We start from the raw sequence: 13,188 nt of genomic DNA, 5'->3' as shown, positions 1-13,188 counted from the left end.
GATTATTGCTGCATTGAGCTCGAACAGCTCAATAATGCTGGTGGCGTTATTTGTGATAGCCGGGAATACTTTCCTCGCCTATCAAGCGGCAATAAAGCACCCTCCACACTCCGTCATCACATTCAATGGCCAGAGCATGCAACTCAACTACGCTGGCGAACAACGTCCGGTGTTATTTGATGAGCAGATTTGGTTCGGCGTTCATTGGGGGGTCGTCCAACTAAAGACTGAATGCCTGTCAACATATCTGTTTTTCGTCTCCCCTTTTACCGTTTACAACTTAAATGAGTCGCGTCGCCTGAAGGTGCATGCAACCCACAATAATTCTCTCTGTACACGACCATAGCAGCACGCATATATGACCAATCACTACTTAAAATTGCCTTACACCCTTTTTAAAGTGGAGGGGCCTGACGCAGCAAAGTTTCTTCAGGGACAAGCTAGCTGTGACATTGATTCTCTCGCAGACAATACATGGACATTTGGAACGGCTAACTCACCAAAAGGAAGAATGTACTGGCTGTTCGTAATCGCTCGTATCGACGGCGCATTTTGGATAAAAGTGCACAACGACATAGCAGAGTCAGGCATCCATGCGCTGAACAAGTACAAGGTATTTTTTAAGTGCGAGTTCAAACAACAACACGACTATGCCGTCTATGGCATCCGTTCCGTCTTCAAGCATAGCGGTAACAGCATTACTCAAGAAACGAATGGCTACCTAAGAGCCGCTGATCGCTCAGAACAACGATGCGAGCTATGGAGCCGCGAAGCACTAGAAGCTAACTCTTCTGACGCAGAATTAGAGGCATGGCTGCAAGACGATTGTCGCCATGGTATCCCTGAGCTTTATCCGCAAACGCTTGATACTTTTATTCTTCAACAACTTAACCTTCAAGAACTGGGTGCGGTGAGTTTTAATAAAGGCTGCTACACAGGCCAAGAGATTATTGCCCGAATGAAGTTTCTCGGAAAGCTTAAGAAGAAAATGTATCTCTTCAATCTGGATGCTAAAGAGACAGCCGCCCTCCTTCCCGGGAGCAAACTTGTCAATGCAGAAGGCCGAAAAATCGGAGATGTTGTCCGTTTTCATGCTGGTCGTGACAAGTTTGTAGGACTAGTTGTTTGCGATATCGCCTTTGCAGAAAGCGGGCAGCCAGCCTTGTTAGCAGAGGGTAGCAACACTCCAATTCGCATTGAGGAAATCGACTACAATTAACATTAAAAATCAAAGATATAACTGCTAACTGCAAATTCTCGCCTACACTTATTTCAATACAGAAATATCCCGCTCTGGCGAAAGCTAGGTACTAAAATTAAGGAAAGTGTAAGCATGTCTGAACTTGCAGAAAAGATCATTCAAGAAATTAACGCTGCCATCGACGAAGACAAACTCGTTCTGCCATCTCTTCCAGAGGTAGCGCTCAACGTGCGCGAAGTCACCGAGAAAGATGACACAGGAATCAGCGACTTGATTGAGGTGATCGAAAAAGATGCAGCTCTCTCCGCGCGGCTCGTCAAGGTCAGCAACAGTCCGCTGTTTCGAGGCAATGCCGAGATCTCAAATTTGAACATGGCGGTTAGCCGTTTAGGGATGGCCTACACAAGTAGTTTGGCAATGGGCCTTGCGATGCAGCAAATGTTCCAAGCCACGTCTGACATGATCGACAAGCGGATGCGTCAGGTTTGGGAAAAAAGCACCGAGGTTGCGGGCATGTGTACCGTTCTTGCAAGACAGCATGCCCACTTACAACCCGGCCAAGCAACGCTCGCTGGCCTCATTCATTCGATTGGCGCCCTTCCAGTCTTGAAATTCGTTGAAGACAACGATATTCAAATCAACAACGTCATTCTAGACAATCTGCTCGAGGAGCTGCAGCCTCTTGTCGGCGCAAAGATTCTTGAGAAATGGTCATTCCCCTCTGAGCTCGCGATTGTCCCGAAAGAAGCCATTAACTTTACTCGTTCCGCCGACAAAGTAGATTATGCCGATTTGGTCATGGTGTCGCTGCTTCAGAGCTACACCGGCACAGATCACCACTTCGCCGAAATGGACTACACCACCATCTCGGCATTTGATCGTGTCGGGATTAACCCCGACCCTGAGCATCAAGATGAAGATCTTAATGCTGAAATGGAAGCGGCAATGGCACTACTAAATATGTAAACGTAGACCACAGAAGATCAAAGCTGGAGCGGAAGGCTCCAGTTTACTTCAGGCAAGCCTTTCGATTTGAGATAGGCATTACACTGTGAAAAGGGCTTACTTCCCAAAAAACCCCGATGCGCAGACAAAGGCGAAGGATGAGCAGAAGTCAAAACACAATGCTTTGACTGATCAATAAAAGCACCTTTTTTCTGTGCATAGTTTCCCCAAAGAATAAAGACGATATTCTCGCGTTGATCATTGAGTGCTCGAATAACCTCGTCTGTAAATTGCTCCCAGCCCTTGCCCTGATGCGCCCCCGCATTGCCTTGCTCAACGGTCAACACTGCATTAAGCAAGAGCACACCCTGTTCCGCCCATGAAGTTAGACAGCCATGCATAGGCGGGACCGCCCCCACGTCGGAATACAACTCCTTGTATATATTCACCAAGGACGGAGGAATCGCCACACCAGGCTGGACTGAAAAACTAAGCCCATGCGCTTGGCCTGAGCCGTGATAGGGGTCTTGTCCTAAAATAACAACACTCACCCGCTCAAAGGGCGTAGAGTTCAATGCATTAAAAACAAGATTTTCAGGGGGGTATATTTGCTTTCCGGCCTTCCTTTCAGAGGCAAGAAATTCTTGGAGAGAAGTCATATAGGGGAGCGCAAATTGCCCCCCCAACTTTTTCTGCCATGAGTCGATCAATTGATCATCCATCGACATATGGCGCAGACCTCAAGCTTGCGGTTTCATGTGCGGGAACAAAATGACATCGCGAATACTCGGCGAGTCAGTAAACAACATGACCAGTCGATCGATACCAATACCCTCGCCTGCGGTTGGAGGCAAACCGTACTCAAGCGCCGTAATGTAATCGGCATCAAAGTGCATTGCCTCGTCATCACCAGCGTCTTTTTCAGCGACCTGCTTAAGAAAACGTTGCTTTTGGTCTTCTGCATCATTCAACTCGGAGAAGCCATTGGCAAGCTCACGCCCTCCAACAAAAAACTCGAATCGATCTGTCACAAACGGGTTTTCATCGTTACGCCGAGCCAGCGGCGAAACCTCCCAAGGATAGGCCGTAATAAACGTAGGCTGATCTAACTTCTCTTCTGCAGTTGCTTCAAAGATCTCACATAAATACTTGCCCGCTCCCCATGTTTTTTGCTGAGGGGAATCTGGAACACCGACTTGCTTGGCATAAGCCCTCAGAGCCTCAAAGTGACTCTCAGGATCATTGATCACTGCCGCATCAAACTCCGGGTTGTACTTAAGCACCGCTTCCGCCATCGTCATGCGAGTAAATGGTTGGCTAAAGTCATAGATTTTCTCTTCAACCACCTCTCCGTTTGCATCCTTGGTCGTGCTCTTTATGTCGGTCGTACCGAGCACTTCTTGTGCGACGGTACGCAACATATCTTCCGTAAGATTCATCAAGTCAATATAGTTTGCATAAGCCTGATAGAACTCAATCATGGTGAACTCAGGATTGTGTCGCGTCGAGAGCCCCTCGTTACGGAAGTTGCGATTAATTTCAAAAACACGTTCAAAACCACCAACAACCAAACGCTTAAGGTAAAGCTCGGGAGCAATACGCAGAAACATATCAATGCCTAATGCATTGTGATGCGTCTCGAATGGTTTTGCTGTTGCGCCACCAGGAATCACCTGCAACATCGGGGTTTCGACTTCCATGAAGTCTTGCTTGGTGAGGTAGTTTCGGATGCTACTCACAATAGCGGAACGTAAACGAAAGGTATGACGCGCATCGGCATTTGCAATCAAATCGACATAACGCTGACGATACTTCATTTCTTGATCAGCAAGGCCATGATACTTGTCTGGAAGTGGGCGAAGAGACTTCGTAAGGATGCGGAAGCTCTCAACCTCCCCTACCTCTACGTACAAGTCGCCTTTTCCTGACTTACTTAAAATACCACTTGCACCAACGATGTCTCCAAGATCAAGGTTTGCCCAGTCTTTAGACTGCTTCTGCAAAGGCTTGCCTACATAACACTGAATAGATCCCGTGCTGTCTTGCAAACCAACAAACGGCCCACCTCGACGCAAAACTCGGCCAGCAACACTGATCGGAATTGCCAATTCGGCTAACTCTTCTTTGGATTTATCGCCATAGGTCGATTGCAGATCGGCCGCCATATTCTCGCGTTGATGATCATTTGGATGACCATTCGCTGTACATCCCTCTCGCAACTGTTCAAGCTTCGCTTTTCGCTCAGCAATCAGTTTGTTTTCATCTTCTACCGATAAAGTTTGATCTGAGTTCACATCGTTCGACATATTGATTTCCGAATTAAAATTACAATCCCAGCTTAAGGCTAGCTTCAATAAACTGGTCTAAATCACCATCAAGCACTGCATTGCAGTTGCTTGTTTCTACATTACTTCGAAGGTCCTTGATTCGGGATGAGTCAAGCACATAAGATCGGATCTGGCTTCCCCAACCGATATCAGATTTGGATTCTTCCAGAGCTTGCGCCGCTTCGCTTCGCTTCATCATCTCAAGCTCGTAAAGCTTGGCGCGTAACTGTTGCATTGCCTTGTCTTTGTTTTGGTGCTGAGAGCGCTGATTTTGACATTGCACAACGATACCGCTCGGTTCGTGCGTGATTCGAATCGCAGAGTCAGTTGTGTTGACGTGTTGACCACCTGCACCGCTTGATCGATAGGTATCGATACGCAAGTCTGCTGGGTTGATATCGATATCAACGTTATCGTCAATTTCCGGAGAGACAAATACAGAAGCAAAAGAGGTATGGCGACGGCTGCCAGAGTCAAACGGAGACTTACGAACAAGACGGTGCACACCTGTCTCTGTTCTCAACCAGCCAAACGCGTATTCGCCTGTAAACTGAATCGTAGCACTTTTGATACCGGCAACATCGCCATCAGATACTTCGATCAACTCTGTTTTGAAGCCCTTCTGCTCACCCCAGCGTAAATACATACGCAATAGCATGGACGCCCAATCTTGCGCTTCTGTGCCGCCAGAGCCAGACTGAATATCAAGATAAGCATTATTCTCATCCATTTCACCGGAGAACATTCTTCGAAACTCTAGAAGCTCAAGTTTCTCTTCAAGACCACCAAGCTCGCCCTGAACATCAGAAACAGCCTCTTCGTCTTGTTCTTCCACCGCCATATCGAGAAGATCCTGACAATCAGTCAAACCAGATTCCAGTTCTTCGATAGTATTGACGACGGCTTCAAGACTCGCGCGTTCTTTACCTAGGGCCTGAGCGTTATCGGGATCATCCCAAACTTCAGGACTTTCCAGCTCGCGGCTGACTTCGACTAAGCGTTCACTTTTGACATCAAAGTCAAAGATACCCCCTAAGCGTAACAACACGCTCAAGCAGCTCTTTGATCTTCTGATTAATAGGATTTACTTCAAGCATTCCTGACCCTTGCGGACTACGGTGAAAAGCCGCGTATTCTATACGATCGACGCCTTGCGCGCCAACTCAGAAAAGCAAATATACAACCACCCCAAAAGCATCCATCCTGGTTATTTAATGCCGCTCCAGCCAAGACTTCATCTGACCCGCAATATCGCGCCAATTGTGCTCAAACAATATCTCATGAAGCGAATCACCAACGGTGTGAAACTGTTTACCCTCACACGCAAGTCCTTCAAATAACTGCTTGCCCACCCAAGGCGCAACCAACGCATCTTTCTCACCGTGCCAAATCGCTACAGGCGTTTTGATAGTGCCGGCCTCACGCTTTAATCGCTCTATTTGCTTGAGGTAATCATTAAACCATCGGGCGGAAACCTGGCCATGATTCAGCGGGTCGTTGATATACGCATCAACTACCTCCTGATTGCCGCACACAATGTTCGGATCAATTTTGTTTTTAAGCCCAAGAGACGGATACCAAGCGCTCATTAATTGACCTAGGATCTTTTTGAAAACAGGAACCTTGTAAGACACATCCGAAGCGGGACCGCTGAGCACTGCGGCCTTAAACACATTCGGATACTCCAGCAAGTGCAAAGCTGCAATCATGCCACCCATAGAATGTCCAAGTAGATATTGATGCTCTTGCTTAACGGTTTTTCGAAGCATTTCCAGATCACGCGTGTACTCAGACCACGCATTTACATGTCCACGAACACCTTCAGATTTACCGTGTCCTCGATGATCGAGCGCATGCACTTCAAACCCGTGTTGCGCAAACCATATCGCCAATTCATGATAGCGACCCGCATGTTCGCTCCAACCATGCGATAGAAGCAGAGCAGCATTTGCGTTTTCGGGAAAGTAACGATAAACATGCAGCTTTAGGCCATCCTCAGCCACTAACTGCTCTTCGTAATTAATCATTGCAATGATCCATCAAATATTATTTTTATCAACCAAACTCGCCGCGTGTATTAACGCTTGGCAAACCGTAACCCAAACATCCTGATATGGATTCTCATCATAACTGTGCTTTTCTAGTTTAAAGCTTCGACGCGTATGCTAACTCAGGAAGAGACATAGTTCCCAATAATCTGCACTTATTTGGCCGTTATCAACAGGAATGCGTCAAACAAATACTTGGCTCTAACTCCACCATCTCAAATACCAAGTCTTGGCCTAATACGACAAGCTCCTTTCTGCAAATCCGCGTAAAGTGAACTCAAATGTTCACCAGAAATTTCATTGGTTTGTGCACCAGCGCATGACATGCAAACGCCCCACCAGTAAACTGGATGCGTATAAATATAAAAGTCCCATTCTTATGATGTTAAAGAAGTTTTTTGCCACCCTATCTCTTTTCGCTTTCGCTACTTTCAGTCCGCTCACCACAGCGAACACGGTTGGCGGCGTAGCAACAAATCTCGTACCTATCCTCGCATGTGTATGGGATCCCATCGGTAAAGCCGGCCCCGTCGGTCAAATCATGGCCGAAGCCAAAATTCATGCCGCGAACTGGGGGGTCGATCTAAGCTATGTCGTGTACTCTGATGAGCGCGTTGCGATTGAAGAATTTCGTTTAGGTCGCTGCGATGCAGTCAATATGCTTGGCTTCCGGGCTCGCGAGTTTAATAGCCTGACAGGAAGTTTGGGGGCCATCGGCGCAATTCCGAGTTATGAAGCCTTAGGTATCGTGCTTAAATCCCTTTCTTCTAAGAAGGCAGCCAAATTGATGCGAATAGGCGAGTATGAAGTTTTCGCGATCGGCCCAGCTGGCGCTATCTTCATGTTCACTCGTGACCGCACGATCTTGTTACCGGGTGATTTTGCTGGCAAACGCATGGCGGTGTTAGATGACATCCCAGAATCAGCGTATCTCTCTAAGAAACATGGCATCACGCCCGTCAGCTCGACCATTTTCAACTCCATACTTAAATTCAACAACGGTAGTGTTGACCTGACAGCCGCTCCCGCAATCGTCTATGAGCCCTTTGAAATGCACAAGGGCCTTGAACCAAACGGTGGCATTTACAAAGAGCCTTTCCTCTACATCACTATGCAGGTCGTTGCTCGCTGGGAGAAATTTCCAGAAGGTTTCGCGCAGAAAGCGCGTGACCAGGCAATCAAAGAGTACACGCGATTTGTGAAATGGCTCGTTGATCCTGAAGCGACGATCCCTGAGAAATACTGGATCGATATTCCTAAAAATCTTTATGACTACTGGGTTGAAGACTTTCGTCAGAGTCGTATAGAGCTCGGGGAAATGGGTATATACGACTCACGCACTCTAAAATTAATGCGCAAGGTTCGATGTAAATTAGAGCCCGAAAGCGCCGAATGTTCAGCCGCTAGACGCGAATAAAAACAAGAACAGCCTGCAGATTCATCAAAGTGCGATGAGCAACCATTCATCGCACGCAGTGTGGCCACTATCCCCTAACGGGTCTGACAAACGCTTAAAACCTTGCTTAACGTAAAGTCTAAGCGCCTCCTCCATAGTTGAGAGCGACTCAAGATACATATGTGTGTATCCGAGGTCTTTGGCTTCGCGCTGTAATTGCTCAATCAGAGCTCGCCCCCAACCCTTGCCGCGAGCCTCAGGAAGCAAATACATCTTTTGCAACTCGCAGCAATAAGGGTATTTTGCACACAAAAATGGGCCAAACCCACCGGCACCCACAACATCGCTTTCGCTCTCAATTACCTTGTAAACCCTGTCACTGTGATCATAGGCTGCACTCATACGATCAAGCTCTGGGTCTTGCCAAGCAAAACCGGGACGGTTTGCCCCGTACTCGGTTAGAACACTGCGAATCAGCTCCGAAACCCTCTGGTTATCTCGATTTTCGATATTCCTAATCTGCATTTTCACCGCTTATGTCGTGTGCTATGTTGAAGGCATGAGATTTGATATTGAGCACATCCCGAACACCCTTTATCTCGCAGATCAAGTTCGAGAACTCGACCGCATCGCTATTCAAGAATATGGCATAGCCGGCTTTGAGTTAATGAGCAAAGCCGCACGTTTTGCTTTTCACGCAATGATTCGCTTTTGGCCAAAAACAGAAAACATACTTGTGCTGTGTGGAGCAGGAAACAATGCCGGTGACGGTTATGTGCTTGCCAGCATAGCAAAGAAGAAAGGTCTTTCTGTCCAAGTGGTCGCTCTAAGCGATCCAGCAAAACTAACCGGTGATGCGCAGACCGCTTATCAAGATTGCGTGCGGGCCCAAACCCCGATTTCTCTTTTCGAAGAGCTTAAGCAAGGAGGTTTTACCAAACAGCTCAATGCACTTCCAAAAGATAGCGTTATTGTCGACGCGATTTTTGGAACAGGATTGTGCCGCCCAGTCAGTGGCGACCACCTTAAAGTTATCCAAAGTGTGAATGCAAAAGATGAGCAAGCCTTTCATGCCGAAGAAATCGACAGTACGGGCATTAAGATACTCGCCATCGATATTCCCTCCGGCCTTAGTGCAAATACGGGACAAGTGCTCGGCGCGTGCTTAAAAGCGGACTTAACTGCCACGTTTATCGGTAATAAGTTAGGGCTTATGACCGGCAAAGGGCGGCACTATTCAGGTACTCTTGTTTTTGATGACCTTGATGTTCCTGCAACGGCTTACGAAGGGATTGAAGCCACCGCCTTTTGCCCCCAACTTGGCAAACTGCGCTCAGCGCTTGGCCCACGAACGATGCACAGCCACAAAGGCAAACAAGGCCGAGCACTGTTGATTGGCGGAAATACAGGCTTTGCGGGAGCAATACTACTTGCTTCTCAGGCTTGCGCACGGACTGGCGCAGGCCTAACGTCAGTGATCACAAAAGCCGAGCATTGCTCCAGCGTAGTATTGAATCAACCCGAGATTATGGCGCACAGTGCAACATCGCCAGACGCGCCTGAGCTGTTTGCATGTGCAGATGTCATCGGTATCGGCCCAGGTTTGGGACAGGATGCATGGGCCTATCAGCTCCTCGAAAAAAGCTTAAAACAGAACGGGTTCAAAGTGCTCGATGCGGACGCACTCAACCTGCTAGCGAAACACCCCGAACTAAGCGCATTAATCGATGATCAGACTGTACTTACCCCGCATCCCGGCGAGGCGGCTCGGCTTTTAGAGACATCCGCTGCTGAAATTGAACGTGACCGCCTAAGCAGCGTAAGAGCGCTTCAAAAAACATTTGGTTGCCACATTATTCTTAAAGGCTCAGGAACACTTATCGCTCATCCACACAGTCTGAGTGAGCCCGAAATATCCTTATCACGTTATGGAAATCCGGGCATGGCAAGTGGTGGAATGGGGGACACTCTTACGGGAATACTCTGCGCGATCATTGCGCAAATGGCCAACGCGAATACACCCAAATCAACAAGTCGCGCAATCGAATTAGCCGTTTGCCTGCACAGCGCCGCCGCAGACATTGAAGCAAACCAACATGGCGAACGAGGCTTGCTTGCCAGCGATCTACCCAATACTGCCCGAACGCTCTTAAACGACCTTGTTTAAATAAAACTCTCACACACTGAGTAATTCTTTGACTGCGGGGAGAGTCACTGTATGAAGCGAAGGGAGTTTCGTGGAACGTCAACTGGGACTAACATCAATATGAACCGCGTGGGTACTTTCAAAAATTAGAGCTTGGCTTCGGCTGACAAAGTAACGCTGAGCGCGTCAACCCAATCCAGATAAACATAACCAAATCGACTAACTTAACACTCTAAAAAAAACCGCTAAGGTAATGAAAAAGCTCCCCAGATTTCGATCAGTAACATCAACGTATCTAAGGAGCTTGAATGCGTGTGCGAACTACGCCTTTCTTCTTCTCGTCACCACTAAACCTGCTAACCCTAGGCCGAACAGCGACAATGTAGCTGGCTCAGAAACAGAAGTAGGCGGGTCATTAATTTCACGGAATAACTTCCCTGCTAGTGCTGTTTCGAAAGCCGAAAAATCTGTCGCTGTCGTATAGAAACCGTTGCTAGGCTGGGTTATGGCATCCAAATAGTTGACATCGATACCGCTACCAACGCCGATCGCGTTCACTACAATTCCATTACTTGCTGCGCTAGTTGCCTCGCCTACAGAGATTGCATAATTCTGCGGGCAGGACCCTGAGACACATGGCACTCCATCAGTCGAAATATCCATAACAAGCTCATCACCGTCAATATTGTTCGACAGTATATCGCCGGCTACCATGCTGATTGCGTCGGCAGTATTGGTCCAACCTTGCATATAATCAATATCAGCAAACGTCGCACCAAACGCCGCAGCCGAAGCGTTATCGTTGATTAAAAACCAGTCCTGCTCTTTCTGTGTCGTAGCGGAAAACTGCCAACTAGACACATATAGTTGATCGGCGCCCACAACAAAATCATCGTAGAACGTTCCGCTCGAGAAGATATTTTGATAAGCCTGTGTCTGCAGATCAAAGTCGGACTGACCAATACTTCCTGATCCGTCCAAGACAAGTGCCAGCTCTATGACTGCAGAATGCGCAGGCACTGCACTCAAACTTATAAAAGTTGTTGCTGCAAACGCTTTCACAGCTGATTTTAGTGATTTCATTATTATCATCCCTATTTGATTATTGCTTCATTGCATTTAGTTAGAGGCTTTCCTTGCACTGATGTCCAGACCACTAAGACCTCATTGCGCCCAAAATGGGCACAAGAGTTATGATGCAATTGCGGGATAATGTTTACAAGAGTTAGCTGAGACGAAAAGCGAACAATCGCGTTGATTATGCGCTGAATCCATACACATATGCCGAAGTGATTGCTTGGTTGATACGCCAATCACTCGAGCATAGCTCTGTGCAAACAGCTTTACTCTGCCTAGTCGTTGTCGACGCTTTTAAATGCTGAACGGCGTCTTAAACCGCCTCTAGTGGCGTAAACGATTTTTTAACGCGATACTCGTTTCGGCATGTCTTTGGTTTTTGCCAAGATCAAAAAGAAACCCGAAACACGGTTAGAAGGCTTTTCGCTTCATCACATTAACTTTCCACTGTCTCCTGAAGCTTTTTGCGGACATCCATTAATACTTTACCAAAGGTATTTTCCGCTCTACGATCGCGACCACAACCCCAGTAATAATCATACTGACTCCCTTCCATTAGCTTTGCGTTACCCGTCGCTAGCAAAGCTTCGGCGACCTGCGCATACATACTCGCCTTGGTATAAAGCCCTCGTGTCATGTACACACGCTTCACTTTGCTCCAATCTCGCCGAATGCTTTTGAAACGCATGCGCCCCATTCTTCGAGCCGTTTTTGCATTGGGCGCTAGGCGAATTTTCTCGCAGTAGTCAGGGTTTGTCTCAACGAACTTCATCGCTTGAAAATAATGCTCGACGGTCGGCCACTCCTTCCCTTCAAGCTCAATCGGATGCGCCGAAAAAACACCCAGAAGCTCATCAGGATCGGCTCGGTGAACAAATATAGTATCTTCGTCGAGATCAGGAAATAACACGTCTCTTCCTTTTACATAGCGGGTTAACTGGAGTTACAACGATATTCAGGCAAATACCGAAAGCACCTGCCGCACTTTAGGTAAATAGCTCTGCCCAAACAAGAGCAAGTGGTTTAATAACGGGTATAGGTTATAGAGATCAATACGGCCTTCCCAGCCCTGCTCTAGCGGTCTAGCTTCTATATATGCGTCATAAAAACGCGTATCGAACCCGCCAAACAAACGCGTCATGGCAATATCGATCTCTGCCCAACCAAAATATACCGCCGGATCAATCAACACAGGCCGGCCAGTATCACAAACATGCACATTGCCCGACCATAAGTCGCCATGCAGCAATGAAGCTTGCTGGTCCGGCACGATGCTATCTAACTGCAAGCAAAGTGATTCTATCGCCTGCAGATCACCAATTGCGAGTAAGCCCTTATCAAACGCCTTCTCGGCAAGACTCAACAAGCGATGCTCAGCAAAAAATGCGCTCCCATTTTCTGTTGGTGTGTTCACTTGATGCGTCAAACCGCAGTAATTGTCATTCACGAAACCAAAGTGTTGACGGGTGAAATTGTGAATGCTGGCTAACTGCCGCCCCAGCTGCTCCCAAAAATCTGGGACATGCTGGTTGGGACGAATATATTCCAACACCAAATAGGAAGCACCATAGGCATAAACCTTAGGTGTTCGAACGTTCGAAATTTGAGAGAGGTAAGCGAGCCCTTCGGACTCGCACTCGAAAAAATTGACAGGGGCCAACGCCATATACTTTACGAATACAGCGTCGCCGGATGGGTGACGGCAAATTAGGTTGGCACTGCTATCTCCGCCAGCAACAGTCTCTTCGTTTTGCCAGTCATAACCCTCGTTAAAGAGCCACTCCTGGAGTTCCAGCGGAAGCATTAGACCAACCTATTCGTGCCAACTACTCTTCAATCTTCAGAACGAGGAACGAGGGATTACCGCCACGAATTACCAACACAGGAATCGCCTTATCCTCGGGCAGGTCATCAACAATATCCTCAAAATCTTCGAGGGATTCAAAGCTCTCATTATTAATCTTGGCAATGATATCTCCCTGTCGAATACCCGCATTGCTTGCAGGACCTGCTTGCACCTTCACAACCTGAACACCGCCTTCAAGCCC

Annotated in this window: 14 protein-coding genes; 5 read left to right on the top strand and 9 right to left on the bottom strand. The window is 47.5% G+C overall.

All coding sequences use genetic code 11. The features are described from left to right. The 3 genes from A3751_RS23510 to A3751_RS09435 form a co-directional block, all read left to right on the top strand. On the top strand, positions 1-180 hold a 180-nt coding region (locus tag A3751_RS23510; protein ID WP_231876865.1), incomplete at its 5' end, for a hypothetical protein. A gap of 178 nt (positions 181-358) precedes the next feature. Then, the gene (locus tag A3751_RS09440; protein ID WP_068454904.1) at positions 359-1,219 is read left to right on the top strand and encodes a folate-binding protein YgfZ; all 861 of its coding nucleotides are present in this window, start codon (positions 359-361) and stop codon (positions 1,217-1,219) included. A gap of 114 nt (positions 1,220-1,333) precedes the next feature. Then, positions 1,334-2,167 (top strand): HDOD domain-containing protein, encoded by an 834-nt coding sequence (locus A3751_RS09435; protein WP_068454900.1) that lies wholly within the window; start codon positions 1,334-1,336, stop codon positions 2,165-2,167. Positions 2,168-2,184: 17 nt separating this feature from the next. On the opposite strand, the gene ung is transcribed toward A3751_RS09435, so the two are convergent. The 4 genes from ung to A3751_RS09415 all read right to left on the bottom strand — a co-directional run bounded on the left by ung (position 2,185) and on the right by A3751_RS09415 (position 6,500). Beyond that, entirely contained in the window at positions 2,185-2,868 is a 684-nt protein-coding gene (gene ung / locus A3751_RS09430) for a uracil-DNA glycosylase (RefSeq protein ID WP_369821239.1), read from the bottom strand. An 18-nt stretch (positions 2,869-2,886) separates the two neighbouring features. Then, positions 2,887-4,452, bottom strand: a complete 1,566-nt coding sequence (gene lysS, locus A3751_RS09425) for a lysine--tRNA ligase (protein WP_068454894.1) — start codon at positions 4,450-4,452, stop codon at positions 2,887-2,889. A 19-nt stretch (positions 4,453-4,471) separates the two neighbouring features. After that, positions 4,472-5,570 (bottom strand): peptide chain release factor 2 gene (gene prfB, locus A3751_RS09420; RefSeq protein WP_156492356.1). Its coding sequence is split into 2 segments (ribosomal slippage): positions 4,472-5,494 and positions 5,496-5,570, totalling 1,098 coding nucleotides; the frame shifts between segments, so codons are not numbered across the junction. A gap of 114 nt (positions 5,571-5,684) precedes the next feature. Continuing rightward, on the bottom strand, positions 5,685-6,500 hold the full coding sequence (locus A3751_RS09415; protein WP_068454888.1) for an alpha/beta hydrolase: 816 nt from the start codon (positions 6,498-6,500) through the stop codon (positions 5,685-5,687). Between the two features lie 400 nt (positions 6,501-6,900). Here A3751_RS09415 and A3751_RS09410 point away from each other — a divergent pair, with 400 nt between their 5' ends. Then, positions 6,901-7,938 (top strand): putative solute-binding protein, encoded by a 1,038-nt coding sequence (locus tag A3751_RS09410; protein WP_068454885.1) that lies wholly within the window; start codon positions 6,901-6,903, stop codon positions 7,936-7,938. Positions 7,939-7,962: 24 nt separating this feature from the next. Here A3751_RS09410 and A3751_RS09405 read toward each other — a convergent pair whose 3' ends face one another. After that, positions 7,963-8,442 (bottom strand): GNAT family N-acetyltransferase, encoded by a 480-nt coding sequence (locus A3751_RS09405; RefSeq protein ID WP_068454883.1) that lies wholly within the window; start codon positions 8,440-8,442, stop codon positions 7,963-7,965. 34 nt (positions 8,443-8,476) lie between these two features. On the opposite strand from A3751_RS09405, the gene A3751_RS09400 reads away from it, so the two are divergent. Then, positions 8,477-10,084, top strand: a complete 1,608-nt coding sequence (locus tag A3751_RS09400; protein ID WP_068454880.1) for a bifunctional ADP-dependent NAD(P)H-hydrate dehydratase/NAD(P)H-hydrate epimerase — start codon at positions 8,477-8,479, stop codon at positions 10,082-10,084. A 300-nt stretch (positions 10,085-10,384) separates the two neighbouring features. On the opposite strand, the gene A3751_RS09395 is transcribed toward A3751_RS09400, so the two are convergent. The 4 genes from A3751_RS09395 to A3751_RS09380 form a co-directional block, all read right to left on the bottom strand. Then, positions 10,385-11,146, bottom strand: coding sequence for a vWA domain-containing protein (locus A3751_RS09395; RefSeq protein ID WP_068454876.1), 762 nt, complete (start codon positions 11,144-11,146; stop codon positions 10,385-10,387). A gap of 430 nt (positions 11,147-11,576) precedes the next feature. After that, the gene (locus tag A3751_RS09390; protein ID WP_068454873.1) at positions 11,577-12,050 is read right to left on the bottom strand and encodes an NADAR family protein; all 474 of its coding nucleotides are present in this window, start codon (positions 12,048-12,050) and stop codon (positions 11,577-11,579) included. 45 nt (positions 12,051-12,095) lie between these two features. Then, on the bottom strand, positions 12,096-12,944 hold the full coding sequence (locus A3751_RS09385) for a fructosamine kinase family protein (protein ID WP_068454870.1): 849 nt from the start codon (positions 12,942-12,944) through the stop codon (positions 12,096-12,098). Positions 12,945-12,966: 22 nt separating this feature from the next. Next, the coding region (locus A3751_RS09380; RefSeq protein ID WP_156492355.1) for a PDZ domain-containing protein at positions 12,967-13,188 on the bottom strand (222 nt) is incomplete at its 5' end.

It is taken from the genome of Oleiphilus sp. HI0080, assembly GCF_001635135.1.
Note: the sequence above shows the minus strand (reverse complement) of the source record. Positions and strands in the feature narration are given on the sequence as shown.

Coding starts and splice junctions, on each gene's coding strand:
- lysS (WP_068454894.1), bottom strand. CDS start 4,452: ATGTCGAACGATGTGAACTCAGATCAAACTTTATCGGTAGAAGATGAA.
- A3751_RS09415 (WP_068454888.1), bottom strand. CDS start 6,500: ATGATTAATTACGAAGAGCAGTTAGTGGCTGAGGATGGCCTAAAGCTG.
- A3751_RS09440 (WP_068454904.1), top strand. CDS start 359: ATGACCAATCACTACTTAAAATTGCCTTACACCCTTTTTAAAGTGGAG.
- A3751_RS09405 (WP_068454883.1), bottom strand. CDS start 8,442: ATGCAGATTAGGAATATCGAAAATCGAGATAACCAGAGGGTTTCGGAG.
- A3751_RS09385 (WP_068454870.1), bottom strand. CDS start 12,944: ATGCTTCCGCTGGAACTCCAGGAGTGGCTCTTTAACGAGGGTTATGAC.
- A3751_RS09395 (WP_068454876.1), bottom strand. CDS start 11,146: ATGAAATCACTAAAATCAGCTGTGAAAGCGTTTGCAGCAACAACTTTT.
- A3751_RS09410 (WP_068454885.1), top strand. CDS start 6,901: ATGATGTTAAAGAAGTTTTTTGCCACCCTATCTCTTTTCGCTTTCGCT.
- A3751_RS09400 (WP_068454880.1), top strand. CDS start 8,477: ATGAGATTTGATATTGAGCACATCCCGAACACCCTTTATCTCGCAGAT.
- A3751_RS09435 (WP_068454900.1), top strand. CDS start 1,334: ATGTCTGAACTTGCAGAAAAGATCATTCAAGAAATTAACGCTGCCATC.
- ung (WP_369821239.1), bottom strand. CDS start 2,868: ATGGATGATCAATTGATCGACTCATGGCAGAAAAAGTTGGGGGGGCAA.